Annotated in this window: 21 protein-coding genes and 4 tRNA genes; 8 read left to right on the forward strand and 17 right to left on the reverse strand. The window is 65.5% G+C overall.

The genetic code is table 11. The annotated features are described in order from the left end of the window. Positions 1–58: 58 nt before the first annotated feature. The 4 genes from R4P47_RS06105 to R4P47_RS06120 all read right to left on the reverse strand — a co-directional run bounded on the left by R4P47_RS06105 (position 59) and on the right by R4P47_RS06120 (position 5,380). A complete protein-coding gene (locus R4P47_RS06105; protein WP_317784267.1) occupies positions 59–2,164 on the reverse strand; it encodes a 3-hydroxyacyl-CoA dehydrogenase NAD-binding domain-containing protein in 2,106 nt (701 codons plus the stop codon). Next, positions 2,161–3,387 (reverse strand): thiolase family protein, encoded by a 1,227-nt coding sequence (locus R4P47_RS06110; RefSeq protein WP_068050622.1) that lies wholly within the window; start codon positions 3,385–3,387, stop codon positions 2,161–2,163. The genes R4P47_RS06105 and R4P47_RS06110 overlap by 4 nt, the downstream gene beginning before the upstream one ends. 72 nt (positions 3,388–3,459) lie before the next feature. After that, entirely contained in the window at positions 3,460–4,740 is a 1,281-nt protein-coding gene (locus tag R4P47_RS06115) for a ribonuclease D (protein WP_317784268.1), read from the reverse strand. 40 nt (positions 4,741–4,780) lie between these two features. Beyond that, positions 4,781–5,380: a DUF3000 domain-containing protein gene (locus tag R4P47_RS06120; protein ID WP_037189453.1), complete on the reverse strand. Its 600-nt coding sequence runs from the start codon at positions 5,378–5,380 to the stop codon at positions 4,781–4,783. Positions 5,381–5,505: 125 nt separating this feature from the next. On the opposite strand from R4P47_RS06120, the gene hemE reads away from it, so the two are divergent. Genes hemE through R4P47_RS06145 form a run of 5 tightly spaced genes read left to right on the forward strand, consistent with a single transcriptional unit; the run spans position 5,506 to position 11,684 of the window. Further along, complete coding sequence (hemE, locus tag R4P47_RS06125; protein WP_317532457.1) at positions 5,506–6,579, forward strand: uroporphyrinogen decarboxylase; 1,074 nt, start codon at positions 5,506–5,508, stop codon at positions 6,577–6,579. Continuing rightward, positions 6,576–7,931, forward strand: coding sequence for a protoporphyrinogen oxidase (locus R4P47_RS06130; protein WP_317532458.1), 1,356 nt, complete (start codon positions 6,576–6,578; stop codon positions 7,929–7,931). Before hemE ends, R4P47_RS06130 begins: the two co-directional genes overlap by 4 nt. Before the next feature lie 4 nt (positions 7,932–7,935). Further along, a complete protein-coding gene (gene hemQ / locus R4P47_RS06135; protein WP_032397941.1) occupies positions 7,936–8,631 on the forward strand; it encodes a hydrogen peroxide-dependent heme synthase in 696 nt (231 codons plus the stop codon). Then, the gene (locus R4P47_RS06140; RefSeq protein ID WP_317784269.1) at positions 8,628–9,332 is read left to right on the forward strand and encodes an HAD family hydrolase; all 705 of its coding nucleotides are present in this window, start codon (positions 8,628–8,630) and stop codon (positions 9,330–9,332) included. Before hemQ ends, R4P47_RS06140 begins: the two co-directional genes overlap by 4 nt. A gap of 30 nt (positions 9,333–9,362) precedes the next feature. Next, on the forward strand, positions 9,363–11,684 hold the full coding sequence (locus R4P47_RS06145) for a molybdopterin-dependent oxidoreductase (protein ID WP_317784270.1): 2,322 nt from the start codon (positions 9,363–9,365) through the stop codon (positions 11,682–11,684). Here R4P47_RS06145 and R4P47_RS06150 read toward each other — a convergent pair. The 6 genes from R4P47_RS06150 to R4P47_RS06175 all read right to left on the reverse strand — a co-directional run bounded on the left by R4P47_RS06150 (position 11,662) and on the right by R4P47_RS06175 (position 17,296). Continuing rightward, positions 11,662–12,120, reverse strand: coding sequence for a MaoC family dehydratase (locus R4P47_RS06150; protein WP_045195371.1), 459 nt, complete (start codon positions 12,118–12,120; stop codon positions 11,662–11,664). The genes R4P47_RS06145 and R4P47_RS06150 overlap by 23 nt on opposite strands. A gap of 87 nt (positions 12,121–12,207) precedes the next feature. Next, entirely contained in the window at positions 12,208–13,020 is an 813-nt protein-coding gene (locus R4P47_RS06155; protein ID WP_317784271.1) for a polysaccharide pyruvyl transferase family protein, read from the reverse strand. 120 nt (positions 13,021–13,140) lie between these two features. Further along, positions 13,141–13,569 carry a peptide-methionine (R)-S-oxide reductase MsrB gene (msrB, locus tag R4P47_RS06160; RefSeq protein ID WP_149405875.1) on the reverse strand — a complete coding sequence of 143 codons (429 nt, stop codon included), beginning with the start codon at positions 13,567–13,569 and terminating at the stop codon, positions 13,141–13,143. Between the two features lie 27 nt (positions 13,570–13,596). Then, a complete protein-coding gene (locus tag R4P47_RS06165) occupies positions 13,597–14,835 on the reverse strand; it encodes a glycosyltransferase family 87 protein (RefSeq protein ID WP_068050607.1) in 1,239 nt (412 codons plus the stop codon). A gap of 63 nt (positions 14,836–14,898) precedes the next feature. Beyond that, complete coding sequence (locus R4P47_RS06170; RefSeq protein WP_317784272.1) at positions 14,899–16,461, reverse strand: alpha/beta hydrolase; 1,563 nt, start codon at positions 16,459–16,461, stop codon at positions 14,899–14,901. 46 nt (positions 16,462–16,507) lie between these two features. Continuing rightward, positions 16,508–17,296, reverse strand: coding sequence for a pyrimidine reductase family protein (locus R4P47_RS06175; RefSeq protein ID WP_317784273.1), 789 nt, complete (start codon positions 17,294–17,296; stop codon positions 16,508–16,510). A 34-nt stretch (positions 17,297–17,330) separates the two neighbouring features. On the opposite strand from R4P47_RS06175, the gene zapE reads away from it, so the two are divergent. After that, entirely contained in the window at positions 17,331–18,344 is a 1,014-nt protein-coding gene (gene zapE / locus R4P47_RS06180) for a cell division protein ZapE (RefSeq protein ID WP_317784274.1), read from the forward strand. A 7-nt stretch (positions 18,345–18,351) separates the two neighbouring features. Here zapE and R4P47_RS06185 read toward each other — a convergent pair whose 3' ends face one another. From R4P47_RS06185 to R4P47_RS06215, 7 genes are all read right to left on the reverse strand, one after another. Beyond that, complete coding sequence (locus tag R4P47_RS06185) at positions 18,352–18,879, reverse strand: GNAT family N-acetyltransferase (RefSeq protein WP_317784275.1); 528 nt, start codon at positions 18,877–18,879, stop codon at positions 18,352–18,354. Then, entirely contained in the window at positions 18,876–19,328 is a 453-nt protein-coding gene (locus R4P47_RS06190; RefSeq protein ID WP_094641980.1) for a hypothetical protein, read from the reverse strand. Before R4P47_RS06190 ends, R4P47_RS06185 begins: the two co-directional genes overlap by 4 nt. A gap of 16 nt (positions 19,329–19,344) precedes the next feature. Beyond that, positions 19,345–20,052 carry an alpha/beta family hydrolase gene (locus R4P47_RS06195; RefSeq protein WP_317784276.1) on the reverse strand — a complete coding sequence of 236 codons (708 nt, stop codon included), beginning with the start codon at positions 20,050–20,052 and terminating at the stop codon, positions 19,345–19,347. Beyond that, a complete protein-coding gene (locus R4P47_RS06200) occupies positions 20,045–20,329 on the reverse strand; it encodes a hypothetical protein (RefSeq protein ID WP_256980953.1) in 285 nt (94 codons plus the stop codon). Before R4P47_RS06200 ends, R4P47_RS06195 begins: the two co-directional genes overlap by 8 nt. A gap of 126 nt (positions 20,330–20,455) precedes the next feature. Further along, positions 20,456–20,530 (reverse strand) — tRNA-Val (locus R4P47_RS06205). Positions 20,531–20,567: 37 nt separating this feature from the next. Then, positions 20,568–20,638 (reverse strand) — tRNA-Cys (locus R4P47_RS06210). A gap of 17 nt (positions 20,639–20,655) precedes the next feature. Then, positions 20,656–20,727, reverse strand: a tRNA-Gly gene (locus R4P47_RS06215). A 242-nt stretch (positions 20,728–20,969) separates the two neighbouring features. Here R4P47_RS06215 and R4P47_RS06220 point away from each other — a divergent pair. Continuing rightward, positions 20,970–21,041 (forward strand) — tRNA-Val (locus R4P47_RS06220). A 116-nt stretch (positions 21,042–21,157) separates the two neighbouring features. Next, on the forward strand, positions 21,158–21,559 hold the full coding sequence (locus tag R4P47_RS06225) for a TIGR02611 family protein (protein ID WP_317547326.1): 402 nt from the start codon (positions 21,158–21,160) through the stop codon (positions 21,557–21,559). Positions 21,560–21,657 lie beyond the last annotated feature (98 nt).

Genomic DNA, 21,657 nt, shown 5'->3' on the forward strand with positions numbered 1-21,657 from the left:
AGGTCATGGACGAAAATCCGGAGAAATCCGTCCACGACCTCGAACTCGGCGGGCAGTGCTAGACGCTGGCTACGCCCGGTGCGAGGAAGCGCTGACCGGTTGCGGCCTCGGAAGCCCCACTACGGTCCAGGTACGGAGTGATGCCGCCGTTCCAGAAGCCGAATCCGCCGCCGAGGAGCAGGCAGAGGTCGATGTCCTCGGGTGCCGCGACGACGCCCTCGTCGAGCATGATCTTGATCTCGTCGGCGATCGCGTTGCGGGTGCGCTCGAGCACCTGCTCGGCGGTCGACGGCGATTCGCCCTGCGGCCACAGTGCGGCGACCTCGGGATCGACGACCTGGCCCTCGGGTCCGTAGGTCCACACACCCGGCTTCTTCGCCTCGACGAGTGCACGGAATCCGGCAGAGTCCTTGAATCGCTCCGGGTATGCCTCGGCCAGGGTTTCGGCGGTGTGCAGAGCGACGGCCGGTCCGACGAGTGCCAGCAACGTCAGCGGGCTCATCGGCATGCCGAGTTCGCCCACAGCGCCGTCGGCGACATCGAACGGAGTGCCCTCGTCGATCGCGCTGATGATCTCGTTCGACGCGCGAGTGACGAGACGGTTGAAGACGAAGCCCGGAAGATCCGCCGACAGCACGGCGGACTTCTTGAGAGTCTTGGCCGTTGCGAATGCCGTTGCGAGAGTGGCATCGTCGGTCTTCTCACCCTTGACGACCTCGAGCAGCGGAAGAACGGCGACCGGGTTGAAGAAGTGGAAGCCCACCACGCGCTCGGGGTGCTGCAGGTCGGCCGCCATCTTCGTGATCGACAACGACGACGTATTGGTCGCGAGAATCGTGTCGGCAGAGACGAATTCCTCGACCTCGGCGAACACCTTCTTCTTCACGTCCAGGTTCTCGAACACGGCCTCGATGACGAAGTCGGTATTCGCGAAGGCGGACTTGTCGATCGAGCCGGACACCAACGCCTTCAACCGATTTGCGGCATCGGGGGACAGGCGCTTCTTGCCGAGCAGCTTGTCGATCTCGCCGTGGACGTAGCCGACGCCCTTGTCGATGCGCTCCTGATCGATGTCGGTGAGGATCACCGGCACCTTCAGCTGCCGTACGAACAGCAGTGCGAGCTGGCTGGCCATCAGGCCGGCACCGACGATGCCGACGCCGGAGATCTTGCGGGCCAACGACTTGTCGGGTGCACCGGCGGGACGCTTCGCGCGCTTCTGCACCAGATCGAAGGCGTACAGCCCGGCGCGGAGCTCGTCCTTGACCAACAACGTGGACAGGGCCTCGTCCTCGGCCGCGAAGGCCTTGTCGAGTGAGGCCGAGTCGGTGATGTCGGTGCTCTTGGCGAGCTCGAGCAGCTCCACCGCTGCGACGGGGCCGGGGGCGAAGTTGTTGGTCTTGCCCGCGACGATGCCCTTGGCGCGGGCGATGGCGTCGTCCCAGGCCTGCCCGCGGTCGATCTCGGGACGGGCCGGGGTGATCTCGCCCTTGACGACCTGAGCAGCCCACGCAATGGACTGCTCGAGGAAGTCGGCTCCGCCGAAGAGGGCGTCGGCGATGCCGAGGTCGAGTGCCTGCTGCGGCTTGAGGACGCGGTTCTGGTTCAGTGCGTTCTCGATGACGACGGTGACGGCATTCGAGGCTCCGATGATGTTGGGCAGCAACTGAGTTCCGCCCCATCCCGGCACCAGGCCGAGGAAGGCCTCGGGCAGACCGAGTGCGGCAGCGTTCTCCGCGACGGTCCGGTAGTGCGAGTGCAGTCCCACTTCGAGGCCACCACCGAGTGCGGCACCGTTGATGAAGGCGAACGTCGGAACGGTCGACTCGCGCAGGCGTCGGAACACCTTGTGACCGAGCTGCCCGATCTGCAGCGCCTCGTCCTTGGTCTTGATGTTCGGCACACCGTTGAGGTCGGCACCGACGGCGAAGATGAACGGCTTACCGGTGACGGCGATGGCCACCGGGTTCGCTGCGAATGCCTCGTCGAGGGCGGCGTCGAACTTGGCCAGTCCACCGGGACCGAAGGTCGACGGCTTGGTGTGATCGAAGCCGTTGTCCAAGGTCACCAGGGCGATCGAGCCGTCGAGCCCCGGTACGGAGACAAGCTTCGTGAACGCGTTCGTGACTACCTCGTCGCTGAACGCTGTGGTGATGTCGCTCATGCCTTCGCTCCTGAATAGTCAGCGTGGTTGGGGTTCTCCCAGATGACGGTGCCGCCCATGCCGAGACCGATGCACATGGTCGTCAAGCCGTAACGGACGTCGGGCTGCTGAGCGAATTGGCGGCTCAGCTGCGTCATCAGGCGAACGCCCGAGGATGCGAGGGGATGGCCACACGCGATGGCACCGCCCCACTGGTTGACGCGCGGATCGTCGTCGGCGATGCCGTAGTGCTCGAGGAACGCGAGGACCTGGATGGCAAAGGCCTCGTTGATCTCGAACAGGCCGATGTCGTCGATGCTCAATCCGGTTCGGCCGAGCAACTTCTCGGTCGCGGGGACCGGTCCGATGCCCATGACGGCGGGATCGACGCCGGCGAAGCTGAAGCCGACCATGCGCATGCCGATGTTCAGACCGAGTTCGTGCGCGGTGTCCTCGCCGGCGAGGATCGCGGCGGTGGCACCGTCGTTGAGTCCTGCGGCGTTGCCTGCGGTGACGCGACCGGCGGGACGGAACGGCGTCTTGAGCTTGGCGAGGTCCTCGACGGTGGTTCCGGGGCGAGGCGGCTCGTCCTCGGTGGCCAGGCCCCATCCTGCGGCGGACTTGGTGGCGACGGGCACAAGGGTGTCGGCGATGAAGCCGGCCTTCTTGGCGGCGTCGTACTTGTTCTGGCTGGCGACGGCGTACGCGTCGGTGCGGTCCTTGGTGATGCTCGGGAACCGGTCGTGCAGATTCTCGGCGGTGTTGCCCATCACCAGCGCGCTGGGATCGACGAGCTTGTCGGCGAGGAAACGCGGGTTGGGGTCGACGCCCTCACCCATCGGGTGGCGGCCCATGTGCTCGACGCCACCGGCGATCACGACGTCGTACTGGCCGAAACCGATGCCCGATCCGGTGGTGGTCACCGAGGTCATCGCGCCTGCGCACATGCGGTCGATCGCGAATCCGGGGACGCTGCGGGGGAGGCCGGCGAGCAGTGCGGACGTACGGCCGATGGTCAGGCCCTGGTCACCGGTCTGCGTGGTCGCGGCGATCGCGACCTCGTCGATGCGCTCGGGAGGGAGGTTGGGGTTCTTGCGAAGGAGTTCGCGGATTGCCTTGACGACGAGGTCGTCTGCGCGAGTGTCGGCGTACATGCCCTTGGGGCCTGCTTTGCCGAACGGGGTACGGATGCCGTCGACGAAGACAACATTCCTCTGTGAGCTGGTGGACGCGGGTACAGACACGCTTTTCGATCCTCCCGACAGATGCGGACGACTCGCCCGGGTGCCCGGACGCGACCCCTACTGTAGCGGGTATTACCCGTCGGTAACTTGAGAAGGGTGCAGTGCCTTCGTCAGTACCGGCACCACCAGCGTTCGCTGCCAGGGCCGGGCCCCGCCGTCGGCCAGTCGGGCCTCGATCAGCTCGGCCGGGTCGACGTCGGGATCGACCGGACTCTGCCAATCCCACACCAGGCGGCGCAGCAGATCCGGCATCAACAGATTCTCGACCGGCACCGACACCGATTCGCTGAGCTCGGTCATCGCCGCTCGGACGTCGGCGAGTCGGGCAGCCGCGTCGGGATCGCGGCGGGCCCATCGGTTGACCGGAGGTGGACCGTCGAAAGAGGCTGCCATCGAGGGCAGTTCGGATGTCGGGAGCGCCCGCGCACGGGTCAGGGCCGAGGCCCACAATCGGGACGATCTGCGCTGACGGGGACCGCCGAAGACCGGTAGCTGCTCGAGCTCTCGCGCGGACTTCGGGTCCGCTGTTGCGGCCGCCACGATGGCCGAGTCGGGCAACACCCGGCTCGGTGCTACGTCACGCTTGGCCGCCAGTTCGTCTCGTGTGCTCCACAATTCGCGAACGGCAGCAAGAGTGCGGGGAGATTTGATCGCATGGATGCCCGATGTCCGACGCCACCTGTCGGTCTTGGGTTTGGGTGGCCCGAGGGTGAGGATGTGGGCGAATTCCTGTGCGGCCCAATCGGTTTTGCCCTGCTGTTCGAGCTCTTCGGCCATTGCGTCGCGCAACTCGAGCAGAACCTCGACGTCGAGTGCTGCGTAGTTGAGCCAGGTGTCGGGAAGCGGCCGGGTGGACCAATCGGCCGCTCCGTGGCCTTTCTGCAAGGCCAGTCCGAGGGTGCGTTCGACGATGGCTCCGAGCCCCACTCGATCGAATCCGGCGAGGCGGCCTGCGAGTTCGGTGTCGTAGAGCGTGGCGGGTACCAGGCCGAGCTCGGCGAGTCCCGGCAGGTCCTGATCTGCCGAGTGCAGTACCCACTCGAGCGGGTTGATCACCTCGGCGAGCGGAGCGAGGTCGCCGGTGACCGGGATCGGATCGAGCAGAACCGTGCCTGCGCCGCGGCGGCGGAACTGCAGGAGGTAGGCGCGCTGAGAGTAGCGGAAGCCCGACGCGCGTTCGGCGTCGACGGCGAGGGGGCCGTGACCCGATGCGAGAAGGGCGGCAGCCGCGCGCACGGCGTCCGGCGTGTCGACCACGTCGGGTACGCCGTCAGCCGGGGCCAGTAGCGGAACGGCGACAGGCTCGTTCGCCTCGTCGTCCGGCGTGGTCTCGGGAGAACTCTCGGCTGACATGAGATGTGACTCTAAGCCCTGCGGGTGGAAGGACCGCCCACTATGTCCGGCTGGAACTGCGCTGGCCGAGGGTGGTGATGCCCGCGGGCGGCAAACCGGCGGCGTAGGCGAGCACCTCGCAGAACGCCTCGACGTGCGTCGAGAGGTCCTCGGACGTGGCCGTCCACGAGGCGCGCAATTCGAGCTGGTGGGCCTTGGGTGGCCCGGCGATGTCGCCGTAGCGCACCGAGCTGGTCGAGGTGACCGTGCCGCCGAGTGCGTTGAGCGGCTCCGACCGGGATTCCAGTGCGTCGACCAGCCAACTCCACCCGACCTCGGGGAGCAGGGGATCGTCGGCGAGGGATTCGTCGACGTCCGCCTGGATGTACGCGACCAATCGGAGGGTGCCGTTCCATGCCTCGGCACCGTCGGGGTCGTACAGCAGGATCAGGCGGCCGAAGGCGTCGCCGTCACTCTGCTCGTCGACCTGGTCGGAATCGGGATGCTTGACCTCGGCACCGATCGCGTAGCTGTAGGGAGCGAGACGCTGCGGCGGCCGGATCGGACCGATTTCGATCGCCGGGTGTACCTGAGCCCGATGCATCGCGTCGATGGCGGCGCGGAACGGCGCAGGTTCGGCGGTGGATTGGGATTCGGTCACGTCACCGGACGTTAGACGCGTCACGTTGCCCGGAGGCGGAGGCGCGCCGAGTCGTGATGGAACCGACGTGGGTGTGTCGCCCTTGGTGGTAGAAGCAATTCTCCCGCGTGGCAGCATGGAAGACGATGAACGCCGAACCGCACGCCACAGCCCCCGCCCGTCGAGAACTCCCGGACGCGCCGTTCCTGGCCGCGATCGCGGGTCGAGCTCCCTCGCGTCGGCCGGTGTGGTTCATGCGCCAGGCCGGTAGGTCGCTGCCCGAGTACCGCAAGATTCGCGCCGGCATCGGCATGTTGGATTCGTGCTTCCGACCCGACCTCGTGGCCGAGATCACCCTGCAACCTGTTCGTCGGCACGACGTGGACGCGGCAATCCTGTTCTCGGACATCGTCGTTCCGCTCAAGGCCGCCGGTATCGATCTCGACATCGTCGCAGGCACCGGACCGGTCGTCGCGCAGCCGGTGCGGTCGGCTGCCGATGTCGCCGCACTGCCGATCCTGACCGCCGATCAGGTGGAGCCGGTGGCCGATGCGGTGCGGATCCTCACCCGTGAACTGGCCGGTACGCCGCTCATCGGTTTCGCGGGCGCACCGTTCACCCTCGCGTCGTATCTGGTCGAGGGTGGCCCGAGCCGCAATCACGAAAAGACCAAGGCGCTCATGCGGTCCGATCCGGCGACCTGGCACGCCCTGCTCGACGCACTGGCCACCACGACGATCACCTTCCTGCAGGCTCAGCTCGCCGCAGGCGTCGACGCAGTGCAGGTGTTCGACTCCTGGGCGGGTGCGCTTTCGCTCGCCGACTACCGCGAGTACGTGCTGCCGCATTCGACGCGCGTGTTCGACGCCGTGTCCTCGGCCGGTGTACCCAAGATCCACTTCGGCGTCGGAACCGGCGAGTTGCTCGGGGCGATGGGTGAGGCCGGTGCCGACGTGGTCGGTGTCGACTGGCGAATCCCACTCGACGACGCCGTGCATCGCGTGGGCGGCGGCAAGGTGCTGCAGGGAAATCTCGATCCCGCGGTGCTGTTCGCGGGCTGGGATGCGGTCGAGGCAGAGGTTCGACGCATCACCGCCGAGGCGGATCGCGCGCTGGCGGCCGGTGCTCGCGGACATGTGTTCAACCTCGGGCACGGAGTGCTCCCCGATACCGATCCGGAGATTCTGACCCGGGTGGTCTCGCTGGTGCATTCGTTGTGACGGTTCGGCGGTACGCCGTGGTCGGCGGCGGAATCTCCGGCCTCGTCGCGGCGTATCGCCTTCGGCAGTCCTGCGGGTCGGGTGCCGAGATCACTGTCGTCGAGGCGTCGTCGCGTCTCGGCGGCACGCTGCGCACCACCGCGGTCGGCGCGGACTCGCTCGACGTCGGTGCGGAGGCATTCATCGGTCGACGTCCCGAAGTGCCCGCTCTGCTCGCCGAGCTCGGTCTGTCGGATCAGCTGGTCTACCCGGCGCCGGTCCGTCCGCTCGTCTATTCCGGCGGTCGAACTCACGCGCTCCCGGTCGGCACTCTGATGGGCATCCCGTCGTCCGCCGATTCGGTACGGGATCTGGTGGACCCCGAGGACCTGCACCTCATCGAGACCGAGACCTCTCGGCCCTTCGCCTGGACCGCGGGTTCGGACGTCAGTGTGGCCGATCTCGTGGGCACCAGGTTCGGCTCCCAGGTGGTCAGCCGTTCGGTCGATCCGCTGCTCGGCGGCGTGTACTCCGGTTCGTCGAGCTCGATCGGCATCCGTGCGGCACTGCCCACGTTGGCTGCCGCGTTGGACGGTGGAGCAGCCAACCTGACCGAGGCAGTGCTGGCAGCGCTGCCAACCCCGTCGCCGGGGCCGGTGTTCGGCGGGCTGCGCGACGGTTACGCGGTGTTGCTCGATGCCCTCGTCGCTGCAACCGATGCCCGGACGGTGGTCGGTGCAGGCGTCGGTGAGATCCGCCGCGAGTCCGGCGGATGGTTCGTCGAAGGAGTCGGACGCGTCGACGGCGTGGTGCTGGCGGTCCCTGCGCCGATTCTCGGTCGGCTCATCGCCGAGGTGGCGCCCGCGGCGTCGCAGGCCGCGCGGAACATCGATCTCGCGTCCTCTGTTGTCGTCGCGCTCGCTTTTCCCAAGACGACCGAGCTGCCGCAGAATTCGGGAATCCTGGTGGCCACCGACGCGGGCTTGGATGTGAAGGCATTCACCCTGTCGAGCCGCAAGTGGCCGCATCTGGAGGAGCGTGACGCGGTACTGCTGCGGGCCTCGCTCGGCCGCTTCGGTGATACGACGGCGTCGGACCGATCCGACGCGGAGTCGATCCAGATCGCGCTCGCGGATCTCGCGACGGTGGCGAACATCGACGCGCAGCCGCTCGCTGCGACCGTGCAGCGCTGGCCGGGAGGCCTACCGCAGTACGCGCCGGGGCACCTCGATCGCGTCGCCGCCATCGATGCAGGAGTCGCCGACCTACCCGGTCTCGAGGTCACCGGGGCCTGGCAGCGCGGTGTGGGGGTGCCCGCGTGTATTGCGTCCGCCACCACCGCTGCCGCCCGTCTGATCGAAGTGGCACGATAGGGCCATGGCACGCCTCGATTACTCAGCGCTCAACTCGACTCTTCGCTACTTGATGTTCTCGGTCTACAAGGTCACGCCCGGCGTTCTCGGCGAGGATCGGGCCGCGGCTGCCAAGGAAGCGAAGGTGTTCTTCGAAGGTCGTGAAGACAAGGGTGTCGCGGTGCGCGGGGTGTACGACATCGCCGGTATGCGCGCCGACGCCGACTTCATGGTGTGGACGCACGCCGAGCGCATCGAGGATCTCCAGGCGACGTACTCCGATTTCCGTCGCACCACCGCACTGGGCAAGGCGAGTACTCCGGTGTGGAGCAACACCGCGTTGCACCGCCCGGCCGAATTCAACAAGAGCCACGTTCCGGCGTTCATCGCCGGCGAGGATCCGGGCGCGTACATCTGCGTCTACCCGTTCGTCCGCTCGATCGATTGGTACCTGCTGCCCGACGACGAGCGTCGCACGATGCTCGCCGATCACGGCAAGGCCGCACGCGACTACAAGGACGTGCGTGCGAACACCGTGCCGTCGTTCGCACTCGGCGACTACGAGTGGATCCTGGCCTTCGAAGCTCCCGAACTCGATCGCATCGTGGACCTGATGCGTGACCTGCGGGCCACCGAGGCGAGGCGACACGTGCGCGAGGAGACCCCGTTCTTCACCGGCCCTCGGGTCGAGGTGGACGCGCTCGTCGAATCCCTGCCGTGACGACGACGGGCGCACCCGCGATCGAGGCCGTTCTGTTCGACTTCTCGGGCACGTTGTTCAGGCTCGAGGAACATCCCTCCTGGTTCGACGGGATCCACGACGCCAACGGCACCCCCGTCGACGGTGCGGGAGCGGCGGAACTGATGCGCCGTATGACGGCACCGGTGGGGGAGACGGTCGAGTTCGACGATGCGACGCGTCATGCGTGGCGAAACCGAGACCTCGACCCGGCCCTGCACCGGCAGGCCTATTTGCATGTGCTCGCGCAGTCCGGTGTCACCGATCCGGTGCACGCAGAATCCGTCTACGGTCGCGTGATCGACGCAGATTCTTGGACGCCGTACCCGGATACCGAAGGAGTGCTGAAAAAGCTTGCTGCCGAATCGATTCGGATCGGCGTCCTGAGCAACATCGCATTCGACATCCGTCCCGCGTTCGTCGATCGCGGTCTCGACAGGTTCGTCGACGAATTCGTGCTCTCGTTCGAGGTCGGTCACGTCAAGCCGCAGCCCGAGATCTTCCGGCACGCAGTGACGGCGTTGGGTGTGGACCCCGCGGTGACGCTGATGGTGGGCGACAGCGACGAGGCCGACGGTGCGGCACGAGAGATCGGATGCCACTTCGCTCTCGTCGATCCGGTGCCGACGTCGCAGCGTCCCGATGCACTACTGAAGGCGCTGCGCGAGTTCGGTATTCGATGACCGGGGTGGTTCGATGACCGGAGTGGTTCGATGACTGGCGTGGCCGGCGTTCAGCACATGGGCCACTGGGGCATGTTCCGCGCCGAGTCGGACGGACGCGATGTCACTGCAGTCCATCCCCAGTCGACCGACAGCAATCCCTCCCCGGTGTTGGGCAACCTCGTCGGTTCGGTGACTCATCGGTCCCGTGTCACGTCACCGGCGGTGCGCCGGGGCTGGCTCGAGCACGGGCCGGGGCCGACCGACACCCGTGGCAGCGACGAGTTCGTCGACGTCTCGTGGGACGAGCTCACCGATCTGCTGGCAGCCGAATTACGCAGGGTCGTCGACGCATTCGGCAACAAGGCCATCTACGGCGGGTCGTACGGGTGGGCGAGTGCCGGACGCTTCCATCATGCGCAGAGTCAGGTGCATCGCTTTCTCAACTGCATCGGCGGTTACACGCGATCGGTCCACAGCTACTCACTGGGCGCGACCGGGGTCATCATGCCGCACGTCCTCGGTGCGCATTGGAAGATGTTCTCGCGCTCCACCTCCTGGAACGTGATCGCCGCCCACACCGAGTTGTTGGTGGCGTTCGGCGGAGTTCCGGTGAAGAACACCGGCATCAATCACGGCGGTACGTCGGATCATCCGACCGTCGATTCGCTCGACGCGATGCGCGCCCGCGGTGGGCAGATCGTCACCGTGAGTCCGCTCCGCAACGACATGAACGGCGACGCGCGCTGGATCGCCCCGCGGCCCGGTACCGACGTGGCGATGATGCTGGCTCTGGCTCACGTGCTCGCCGACGAAAAGCTGCACGACACAAGGTTTCTGGAGAAGTACTGCCAGGGATACCCCGAGTTCGAGCGATATCTGCTCGGCATCACGGACGGAATTCCCAAGACACCGCAGTGGGCGTCGGCGATCTGCGGCATCGAGGCCGCCGTTATCGCGGAACTCGCCCGGGAGATGGCGTCGAAACGCACGATGGTGACGGTCACCTGGTCGCTGCAGCGGACGCGACACGGTGAGCAGGCCCCGTGGATGGGCGTGACACTCGCGGCGATGCTGGGCCGGATCGGCGTTCCGGGTGGGGGATTCGGGCACGGCTACGGGTCGATGAACGAGCCGGGTCTGGCACCGGTTCCGTATCCGTTGCCAACCTTGCCGCAGGGTGTCAATCCCGTTCCCGACCTGATTCCGGTCGCCGCGGTCTCGGACATGCTGCTGAATCCCGGTGCCGAATTCGACTACGACGGTAGGCGATTGACCTATCCCGATATCAAGATCGTCTATTGGGCCGGCGGAAATCCGTTCCACCACCACCAGGATCTGGGGCGGCTGCGTCGCGCTCTCGGTAGGCCCGACACCGTCGTTGTGCACGACCCGTATTGGACACCGATGGCCAAGCACGCCGACATCGTCGTCCCGTCGACGACGTCGTTGGAACGATCGGATCTGAGCTGCACACGCAACGATCCCTTGCTCGTCGCGATGGAGCCGGCCGCCCCGCGGTACGCGGACTCCCGCGACGACTACGACACGTTCGCGGAGTTGGCTACGAAACTCGGTGTGGGTCGACAGTTCACCGAGGGGCGTAGCTCGCAGCAGTGGCTCGAGCATCTGTACGAGCAGTGGCGCGGATATCTACGCGCCGGGGGTGTCGCTACGCCGGAGTACGACAATTTCCGTCGCGAGGGTTCGTTTCGGATGAAGACCGAGGACGATCTGACGTTCTTCGAGGATTTTCGACGCGACCCGGTGGGTAACGCGCTGCGCACCCCCAGTGGAAAGATCGAAATCTTCTCGGCGACCGTGGCGGGGTTCGACTACGAGGACTGCCGTGGGCATCCGATGTGGTTCGAGCCGCAGGAATGGCTCGGTGGACCCCGGGCGCAGCAGTTCCCGTTGCATCTGATCGCCAACCAGCCGCGCACCAGGCTGCACAGTCAGCTCGATCACGGTGCGGTGAGCCGTAACTCGAAGATCAAGGGTAGAGAGCCGATACGAATGCACTCGTCGTCGGCCGGGGCCAGGGGAGTGTCGGACGGCGACGTCGTACGGGTGTTCAACGACCGCGGCTCGTGCTTGGCCGGTGTGGTTGTCGACGACGCGATGCTGGAATCGGTCGTGCAGTTGTCCACCGGGGCCTGGTACGACCCGCTCGATCCGGCAGATCCCGATTCGATGTGCGTGCACGGCAGCGTGAACGTGCTCACCGCGGACGAGGGCTCGTCGGCGCTCGCGCGCGGCTGCACCGGCCAGCACGTGCTGGTGGAGATCGAACGCTACGACGAGCCGTTGCCGCCGATCACCGCGTTCGATCCACCTGCTCGGTCCGAGGTCAGAACACGACCCGAGAGATGATCTCGGCGACCAGCGCCGGCTTGTCCTCGCCCTCGATCTGCAACGTTCCTGCCGTCACCATCTGTAGCGCCCCGCCCGATACCTCTTCGACGGAGACAAGGGTGGTCTGCAGGCGCACGTGCGCGCCCACCTTCACCGGGTTGATGAAGCGAACCTTGTTGGAGCCGTAGTTGATTCCGAGCTTGGTGTTCTCGATGGTGTAGATCTGCCAGTTGAGCATCGATACCAGGGACAGGCTCAGAAATCCGTGGGCGATGGGTGCGCCGAACGGGCTCTCCTTCTTCGCCCGCTCGACGTCGACGTGGATCCACTGGTGATCGCCCGTGGCGTCGGCAAAGGTGTTGACCCGTTCCTGGGTGATCTGCAGCCAGTCACTGGTGCCGAGGTCTTCCCCGACGGCTGCTTTGATCTGCTCTGGTGAGGTGAAAGTGCGCATACTCACAGTATGCACCGTCGTAGTAGGACGCTCGACGGTGAACGAGCGCGGTGCGCGATGTTCGGCTTCGTTGTCGGTCTGCTGAATTCAGGCCGTACAGCGCGACGCGAACGGAAAAGCGGCAATCAGATTGTCCTGGATTTCCGTCAGATTCGGGACCGGTCGATATTCGCTCCGAAGCTGCGCGATCTTGTCGTGATCGCGCGCGAGGTCCGACGAATGCTGAACTGCTTCTCGGTCGAAAACGGAGTAGTAGTCGTCGAATTTGTATCCGTTGCCGCCGATATCCTGCGTCAGCTCTATCCACGCATTGGGGATGCCGAAGGAGTCAGCGACGATCAAGCCGTGCAGACTCGTCGACATCACGAAGTCACATGCGGTGATGTCGGCGATGACCTTGGCCGGCTTTCGGGACGGGTCGATCAACGTCACGTTCTTTTCTCGCGCGAGCGCGAGCACTACGGGATCCTTCTTGTGCACCCAGTGGTAGACGAGACCGATTCGACCAGGTACCCGCGGGGAGCGTGAATAGACCCTGTTCGCCAACAGCCCGGGGTCCCCGACCGCGACCTCGCGCTCGGACTTGATGCGATTCGATGACAGATGCCCGCGCACAGCGTAGAAGTCGAAGTCGGGGTAGCTGAAGTCTTTTTCGTGGGCAGTCTCGCTGAGCATGAATCCCGAACCCCAGACCTTGAGATCCTTTCGCGCCTGCATGAGCTGGACCATTTCGAGAGTGGAACCTGCCCCGATCATGTCGCTTCGCTTCGCACGACGCCAGGAACATTTCTGCCCGAACAGTGATTTCACCAGTTCGGGCGTCAATTCGTCGCCGAAATTGGGTCTGACGCCGGTGAGTTTTACCTGACGCCACCAGAATGTTTTGATCGAAGTGGCCAAGACGGCAAATTTACCTTATGTATAGGTAATCAAAGGTAAATTTACCGGTCTGGGCTCCATTTCGACGAATCTGTAGCTCGTGGCGCGTTTAGCGCGGCGACATCCGAGTGTCCTGTCCGATCAGGGTGCGGGCTTGAGTGTCAGCGAGATCGAGTTGATGCAGTACCGCTGATCGGTCGGGGTGGGGTAACCCTCACCCTCGAAGACGTGCCCGAGGTGGCTGTGGCAGCTGCGGCAGACGACCTCGACTCGGCGCATTCCCAGCGTGGTGTCTTCCTTCAGGATGACGGCGTCGCTGTCGGCCGGGTCGAAGAAGGACGGCCAGCCGCAGTGGGACTCGAACTTCTCGGTGCTGCGGAACAATTCGGCTCCGCAGGCGCGGCACTCGTAGATACCTTCGGTGGTGGTGTCGGTGTATTCGCCTACGCCGGGGCGTTCGGTGCCTGCCTGCCGCAGCACCGCGTACTCCTCGGGGGTCAGCTTCTCGCGCCACTGTGCGTCGGTGAGCTGGACGGCCGGGGCAGAATTGTTGTCGGTTGCTGAACTCATGCTCACACGCTAATACGATTTGTCGGGCTATGCCGTTTTCGCAGGTGGAGCGCTCGGCAGCAGGTAGCTCGGTTCGATTCCGTCGTCGAGTCGTCCTTCGCTTCGGGCGGCGAAATAGCGTCCGACGAGCACGCCGAAGATGACGACGATGAGCAGGGCCCAGCCGAAAGTGGTGCGCAGGTAGTCCAAGGCGCGCCCGGTTTCGATCCAGCGACCCGACAGCCATCGGTCGTAGTTCATGAACCCGTAGATCGCGAGCCAGGCGGGCCAGTTGCGCAGCAGCGAGTTCTTCAGCACGACGGTCATCAGCAGCGGGAACAGCATCATGGAGTAGTACATCTGACCCAGCGAGCCCAACAGCCAGTGTGCGGTGAGGATCAAGCCCGAGGTGGTCGCGAAGAAGAAGAGGCGGTCCTCGCGGCAGTATCGGTAGAGCAGCCACAGTGAGATCAGGACCATGATTCCGAGGACTGCTCGGATTCCGAGGGTGAGGAGTTCGGGAACACCGTAGTACCGGCCGTTACCGACGACGGCGCTGTTGAAGTAGTCGCGGGTCTGCAGCAGATACGGCAGTGTCCGGTCGATGAAGTTCATCGGATCCACCGACAGCGGCCAGGCGATGGCCATCATCACGACGGGGATGGCGATCGAGGTGATGAAGACCTTCCATTGACGCGTCATCAGCGGAAGCAACAGCAGCGGGGCGAGCATCGGCTTGATCGCCAGAGTCAGACCCATGGCGACACCGGCCGACAGGTCCTTGCGCTGGAGGAGGAACCCGAGGAAGGCGACCTCGCCGAGGAGTACGAAGCCGTTGAAGTTGGTGAACACCAACGTGTTGGTCACTGTTTCGCTGACGAAGGCGGCCAGCAGGAGTGCGGGGGCCGCCACCGAATCGAGGCGGAATCCGAAGATGCGCAACAGGATGTACAGGGCCAGCAGTATCGCGACGGTGCTCGCGATGATGAACAGCCAACGGGATCGCTCGGGGTCGATGACGGCGATGGGGGAGAGCAGCATCGTCGCGCTCGGTTGATACAGGTAGTGCGGATCGACCGAGTCGAAGTTCGCCGTGTACACCGGCTGACGGTTGAGGAATGCCAGGGCGGCGCTGTACACCGGGTTGAAATCGTTGGTGATGTCTCCGTTGACCGCTTTGATCACCACGCGCTGGATGACGGTCATGATGGCGATCGGCCACAGGGCGTACTTGATTACCTCGGCGGTCGTCCGCCCTGACCGCGGCTCCAGAAAGCTAAGTGACACCCGGGAACGGTACCCGAGGCGCTGACCGTACCGGCGAAGGACACCCCGCGATGCGTACCCGACTCAGGCGGGGCAGACAGTGCCGTCGGTCGGAAGCGCGGTGTCTCGTGCGTAGTTCACCGCGGCGCCCTGCAGACACTGAGATCCGCCCAGACTCGGATGCCCGCTGCCCTGCCACGCGGCCGAGGCGACGGCCGCACCGGTTGCCCCGACCAACCCGGTGACCGAGGACAGCCCGCCGTTGCCGACGATCGGGTCGCCTGCGTTGGCCAGCACCAACACCGGGACATCCAGGGAGGTGGGCAGCGGAGTCGACGGCGCAGTCGGCCAGGACGAGCACAGTAGAGCCGTCAGGGCAGCGTCGGTGCCGTAGATCGGATAGCGGTCGGTCCACTGCGACGACAGGTCGCGAACGCCCTGCGGCGACGGCCACTGTTGGCCGTCCGTGCACCGGGACACGAACTGACCGTCGGTGCCGTAGGCGTTCCGACCCCGCTCGGCGAGCGCGGCCAGCGCGGTGGTGTCGGACCCGGCGGCCGAGGACAGGGCGGTGGAGAGCCCGGTGGCGCGGGACGACGCGTCGCCTGCGGTGGATGCCAGGGCGAAGGTGATGCCGTCGAGAATCTCGTGCGTGGACAGCGGCGAGAATTCGCCACCGGCGGCGCGTAGGAGCAGCTGGGCGACGGCCGCCGTCGGATCGCTGCCGAGGGAGCAGTTCAGCGCGACGCATCGCTGCGCGAACGCTGCGAAGGCTGCTTCCTTGCCCTGTGTCCGTTGCTCGGCCAACGTGATCTGGTCGGCGCCGACTCCGGTCGGTGAATCGAGGATCAGACGCGAGATGTTGGCCGGAAACTTCGCTGCGTAGGCCAACGCGGTGAGCGCGCCGTTGCCCGATCCGATCAGGCCTATCTGTTCCACACCCCAGAGTTGCCGCAGGCGCTCCAGATCGTCCGCCGCGTAGGTGGTTCCGAACGCGAGTTCCTGCGGTTGCAACGTGTCGGTGCACTCGATCGTGGCGTCACGACCGGCGTCGACGGCGCGGTCGACCGTGTCGGCATCGGATCTGGTGAACTGCCCCAGCGCGTCGACCTCCGTTTTTGTCTCTGCGTCGATGCAGTCCACGGCAGTGGATCGGCCGATGCCGCGTCGATCCACCGCGACGATGGGATGAGCCTCGAGCAGCGTCGCGAGCGGACCGGCGGCCATCGTGGCCAACGTGGCCGTCGAGGACCGATCCGAACCGGACGTCAGCACCAGCGGTCCCGCGTCGGCGGGCGTTCTGTCGAGCCGCGCTCGCAACGCGCCGACGGCGAACGTGCCGAACATCTGGCCACTCGCATCGACGTCGGCTTCGTATTCGGCGCATTCGAGTGTCAGGCCGGGAGTGGTGGCGGTGAGCCCGAACGTTCCGAATGTGGCCGCGGTGCAGTCGGCCCAGGCGAGATCGGTGGCCGGAACGGCAAGTGCGACCGGTTCCGGTGGCGCTTCTGCCGAGGACTCGGCGGGCTGACCGGGTGAGCGTTGTTCCACCGCGACGTCGGGTCGGATCGACGGGCCGGCACCACAGGCCGCGCACATCGTGGCGAGGACGAGGACCGCGGCGAGCAACGTTGATTTCTGCGTCACCGTGCGAGGCTATCGACTTTTCGATCGATGCCGGGCCGCGCACTGCTCATGGCCGACGCACCCAGCGCGTGAGCAGCGTTCCGTCGGCATCGCCCAGAACGTGTACCCGGTGCATCGGCGCGTCGGCGGCGTCGGATGCGTGGGCGATACGACCCGCCTCGCCGGCGACCAACATCGGCGAGATCGTCAGACACAGATCGTCCGCCGCCCCGTCGGACACGAGCTGTCCGAACAGTCCCGGTCCTCCCTCGCACAGGATGCGGCGAAATCCGAGGTCGCTCAGTGTCGCGACGATGTCGCCGGTCGAGACCGATTCGCCGGTCACCTCGATCGCCGTCGCTCCTGCTGCCCGAAGCGCGGCCACCTTCGAGCCGTCCGCCGCCGCCGAGGTCAGCACCACCGGCTGCACTTCGGTGTCGGTGATCAATCGAGAGTCCGCGTCGATCGAACCGGAGGCGGTGACCACGACGATCGTCGGAACCGGTGCCAGCCCGGCCGCTACTCGACGTCCCTTCGCTTCGGTGGACAGCGAGACGCCGCCGTAGTTCTCGGCGCGCGCGGTTCCGGCACCGACCAGGACGGCGTCGCACAGTTCTCGCAGGATGCCGAACAGGCGGGCGTCGGCGGGGGTTCCCAGGCCCGCCGACTTACCGTTCGCGGTCACCGATCCGTCGATGCTGGCGACGAAGTTCGTGCGAATCCACGGTCGGTCCACGTCGGTGGGATACGCGTGCAGGGCGCGGACGGCATCGTCGTCGAGTGTCGATCCGACGCTGGGCACGGACTCGGGTGCCTGCTCCGATGTGAAGTAGGTCCCAATATGGAGAAGCTGCATGAGAGAGATCAGACCACGTCGTTACGCTCGGCAAATGCCCGCACGCCTTGTCGACCGAAATCCCGTGGTTCCATCCGATCAGCTGATCGCGCAGATGGTCCCGCCGGCGATGTTCGACGACGTCAGTTTCTCGTCGTACATTCCCGACCCCAAGGAGCCGACGCAGGCTGCTGCGGTTGCGAAGGCCGAGGAGTTCGCGAGCAAGGTGCAGAAGATCCGCGGCAAGGGCAAGCGCGGTCTCTTCGGTAAGAAGACCCCGGCCATCGGTGCAGGCCTGTACCTCGACGGCGGCTTCGGTGTCGGCAAGACTCACTTGCTCGCCTCGATCTATCACAGCGTTCCCGAGCCCAAGGCGTTCGGCACGTTCGTCGAACTCACCCACGTGGTCGGTGCTCTCGGCTTCAACAAGGCGCTCGAGGAACTCTCGAGCCACAGCGTGCTGTGCATCGACGAGTTCGAGCTCGACGATCCCGGCGACACGATGTTGGTCTCGCGGTTGCTCTCCGAGCTCTCGCAGCGCGGGGTATCCATCGTCGCGACGTCCAACACCCTGCCTGGGCAGCTCGGTGAGGGGCGCTTCGCCGCCGAGGACTTCATGCGGGAGATCAAGAAGCTCGGCTCCATCTTCGAGTCCATCCGGGTCGACGGTCCCGACTACCGCCACCGCGATCTACCTCCGGCTCCCGAGCCCACCTCCGAGTCCGAGCTGATCGACCGCGCCGATACCGTCGAGGGTGCAACCCTGGACGATTTCGACGAGCTGCTGGCGCATCTGAGCACGTTGCACCCCTCCCGCTACGGCAAGTTGCTCGACGGCATTCCGGCAGTGTTCCTGAAGAACGTGCACCCGGCATCGGATCAGGCCATCGCTCTGCGCCTGGTGGTCTTCGCCGACCGCCTGTACGACGCGGGCATCCCGGTTACGGCCTCGGGCGGCAAGCTCGACGAGATCTTCACCGAGGAGATGCTGGCCGGCGGCTACCGCAAGAAGTACCTGCGCGCCACCTCGCGTCTGCTGGCACTGTCTCGTTTCGCTGCAGTCGGCTGAGCGGTCGTCACAGCCTCACCTGCATGACGTAATCGTCGTGCGTCTGGACGCCGACGACGAACGTCTTGGTGCCCACGATCTCGAATCCGTGTTTGGCGTAGAACTTCTGCGCCCGCACGTTCTGCTGGTTGACGCCCAACCATGCTGTCGCACAACCGGAGTGGCGTGCATGGTCGAGTGACGACGACATCAATCGCCCCGCGGCCCCGCTGCCGTGCTGGGTCGGCTGCACGTAGAGCTTGCTGACTTCCATGGTGGGCTCGGGCGAGAGTGTCGCGCGAATTCCGGGGTCCGCCGGCGGCCCGGATACGAGCATCGCGTAGCCCACGACGTCGGCATCGGCTGTCTCGTCGATCAGCACCGTTCTGGTTGCGTCGGCGATGTAGTTCTCGAAGCGCTCGGCCGACAACACGTTCGAGACGAACTGCTCGATGTCCTCGGGCCGGGTTCCCGGCGGGCAGGCGAGGGGAAAGGTCGACGCGGCCACTTCGGCGACGCGACGTGCATCGGCACGTGCTGCCACGCGCACGGTCACAGCAGATCGACCGCGTTCTTGGCATCGCGCAACGACAGCCCGGTTCGGTCGCGCAGCAGTTTGATAGCAGAGATCGCTTTGCCCTCGGATTTCAGTGACTGCAATCGCGGGATCAGATCGTCCCAGGGTGTCGGACCGGATTGTGCGGCGTCGACGATGGTGGCGGAGGACGGAAACGGCTCGCCGCGCTGGACGCTCTCGATCGCGTTCTTCGCGTCGGCGAGTCCGGCACCCGTTCGTTCACGAAAGACCTTGATGGCCTGAACCTTCTTGTTCGCGGCCAGTAGCGAATGAATGTCTGCTCGGGCGCTCTCGTCGAGACCGATGAGCCTGATGTTGCGCGAGGTCTCCGGGGACGAGCCCGGCTTCTTGCGGGCCAACAGCCACGCCGCGAGCACTGCAGCGTCGACGAGGACCAACGCCACGATGAACCATCCCCAGGTCGGCATGCCTTAGTAGACCACTTCAGCGCGACGGGTCGAAGAGCGGGACGGCAACCGACGAATCGGACGTCGGGGCACCGAACAACGAGGCGGCTCCGGCAAGGGTTTTCGTCGCTGCGTCGTACTTCATCGGAGCGAGGTCGTGGCCCGCGCCCTCGATGTCGACGAGCTCGGTGGGGGCCGGCACGAGCGCGAGCGCAGCGGTCAATTCGGTCGTGGTGCCGAAAGGATCCTTCGTGCCGTGCACCACCACCGTCGGTGTTCGAAGTTCGGGAAGGTGTTGTGTACGAGCCTTGTCCGGCTTGCCCGGCGGGTGCAGGGGATAGGAGGTCAGGACGAGTCCGTCGACGAGACCCGGTCGCTCGGCCGCGATCATCGAGCCCTGCCTGCCACCGTAGGAATGCCCACCGAATGCGATGAATCCAGAGGTCTCGGCGCGGAGGCGGTCGACGGCCGACGCGATTCCGAGCCGATCCTCGGCCGCCCTCGACGGGTGCGGCGGCCCCTTGGGTTTGCGTACTCGAAAAGGAAGGTCGAAACGCAGGACCGTGAATCCGGCTGCCGCCCATGCCGACGCGATGCGCTGCAGCAGCGGCGACTCGCAGTTGCCGCCCGCACCGTGCGTGAGAGCGAGGCCGCCTCGTGACGGTATGAAGGGTGTGTGCAGAAATGCGACGCCCCCGCCGAGATCGATGTCGGCGGGGGCGTCGGGACCATCGAGTTCAGGCATCGTTCGAGGACGTTACCTTTTCCTGGGTGTCGGCGTGATCGGTGTCAGCAGAGCCGTCGGAGTCGGTGGAGTCCCGGTCATCGGCGTCCACCATCTCGCCGTTGTCGTCGACCATGTCCGCGAAGGCGGTTCCGGCGACGGTGCCGTTGGTTCCCGGCAGTGCGACGGTGGGCCGGGCACCGGGTCGATAGCGATCGTCGAGGCCCTCCACGGACTTCTTCGCCTCCTCCAGGGTGGCGTCGTCGACTGTGGGTTCGCTCTGAGCATCGTCCGACACGTGTGTGTCCTTCCATCGAAGTGTGTGCGTCGTCTCCACTGTGCACTTCTATGGCGCGAATCACCACAATTGATTCGTGAAGCACAAAAAAGACCCCCTCGAAAGGGGGCCTGATTTGTCTTGCTGTGGTGCGCGATACTGGGATTGAACCAGTGACCTCTTCCGTGTCAGGGAAGCGCTCTCCCGCTGAGCTAATCGCGCGTGTCCTCGCAACGGTCTTGCGACCGATGCACTAGCGAGGTGGAGACGGGAATCGAACCCGTGTGCACGGCTTTGCAGGCCGTTGCCTCACCACTCGGCCACTCCACCATGGGTCGAGACCCTCGAGCGGATGACGGGATTCGAACCCGCGACCCTCACCTTGGCAAGGTGATGCGCTACCACTGCGCCACATCCGCATACCCCGGAGGCGCTCACTGCTGGGCAGTTGTTGTCTCCGTGGTGCGGGGAAAACATTAACCCAACGGGAGTGAAACTCACAAATCTCGTGGTCAGCCCCGGAATTCGAACGATCGGCGCTGTGAAAGATGTGAAAGCAGAGGCGATGGGAGCCCTGCGAAGGCAGTCCGTGGACGAATTCGGTGATCGGGCAGGCGATTCGGTTCGTCGCGGCACCTCGTGTTAATGTTTTGCCTCGTTCGGTCCCGTGGCTCAGTGGGAGAGCGTCCGCTTCACACGCGGAAGGTCGCTGGTTCGATCCCAGCCGGGACCACAGAAAAGAAGGCCCGCACCGCCCGTCGGTGCGGGCCTTCTTGCGTTCGAGGCCGGTAGCCTGAGCCGGTGAGCACCGAAGAATCGAAGCCGCAGGCCGTCGCCGACCAGGGTCCGATGGACACAGCAAAGGTGAAGCACCGTCGCTTCCGGGCGCGCATCGCCGAGAACAAGTCCCTCGATCTCGCGTACCGAATCACGGTCGGTGTCGTCGGAGCAGTGGTGTTGGTGCTGGGTGTACTCGCCATTCCCTACCCGGGGCCCGGCTGGTTGATCGTGTTTGCCGGCCTGGGCATCCTGGCGTCGGAATTCGCCTGGGCCAAGAGTGCGCTGCGGTTCGTCCGCAAGAGATACGACGCATTCATGGCGTGGTTCTCGAAGCAATCGATGTTCGTCAAGGGTCTCGGAGTTCTGTTCACCACGGTCGTCGTGCTGGCCACGCTGTGGCTGCTCGGCACGTTCGCGTTGGTCGGGGGCTGGATCGGACTCGAGTGGACGTGGCTCGAGAGCCCGATCTGACGTCACCCGTCGCGCTGAGGCCAATCGAGTGGACCGTTGCCGATAGGCTGTCGGAGGCCTTCCTGGCCAGAAGAACCGATCGAGGAGTACATCGCTGT

The organism is Rhodococcus sp. IEGM 1370 (assembly GCF_033142325.1).
Classification (GTDB): domain Bacteria; phylum Actinomycetota; class Actinomycetes; order Mycobacteriales; family Mycobacteriaceae; genus Rhodococcoides.

Bases quoted from the DNA above. Each gene is read 5' to 3' on its own strand.
- R4P47_RS06115 (WP_317784268.1), bottom strand. From the start codon at position 4,740: ATGTCAGCCGAGAGTTCTCCCGAGACCACGCCGGACGACGAGGCGAAC.
- R4P47_RS06105 (WP_317784267.1), bottom strand. From the start codon at position 2,164: ATGAGCGACATCACCACAGCGTTCAGCGACGAGGTAGTCACGAACGCG.
- R4P47_RS06175 (WP_317784273.1), bottom strand. From the start codon at position 17,296: ATGCAGCTTCTCCATATTGGGACCTACTTCACATCGGAGCAGGCACCC.
- hemE (WP_317532457.1), top strand. From the start codon at position 5,506: ATGAACGCCGAACCGCACGCCACAGCCCCCGCCCGTCGAGAACTCCCG.
- R4P47_RS06195 (WP_317784276.1), bottom strand. From the start codon at position 20,052: ATGCCTGAACTCGATGGTCCCGACGCCCCCGCCGACATCGATCTCGGC.
- hemQ (WP_032397941.1), top strand. From the start codon at position 7,936: ATGGCACGCCTCGATTACTCAGCGCTCAACTCGACTCTTCGCTACTTG.
- R4P47_RS06225 (WP_317547326.1), top strand. From the start codon at position 21,158: ATGGACACAGCAAAGGTGAAGCACCGTCGCTTCCGGGCGCGCATCGCC.
- R4P47_RS06145 (WP_317784270.1), top strand. From the start codon at position 9,363: ATGACTGGCGTGGCCGGCGTTCAGCACATGGGCCACTGGGGCATGTTC.
- zapE (WP_317784274.1), top strand. From the start codon at position 17,331: ATGCCCGCACGCCTTGTCGACCGAAATCCCGTGGTTCCATCCGATCAG.
- R4P47_RS06150 (WP_045195371.1), bottom strand. From the start codon at position 12,120: ATGCGCACTTTCACCTCACCAGAGCAGATCAAAGCAGCCGTCGGGGAA.
- msrB (WP_149405875.1), bottom strand. From the start codon at position 13,569: ATGAGTTCAGCAACCGACAACAATTCTGCCCCGGCCGTCCAGCTCACC.
- R4P47_RS06190 (WP_094641980.1), bottom strand. From the start codon at position 19,328: ATGCCGACCTGGGGATGGTTCATCGTGGCGTTGGTCCTCGTCGACGCT.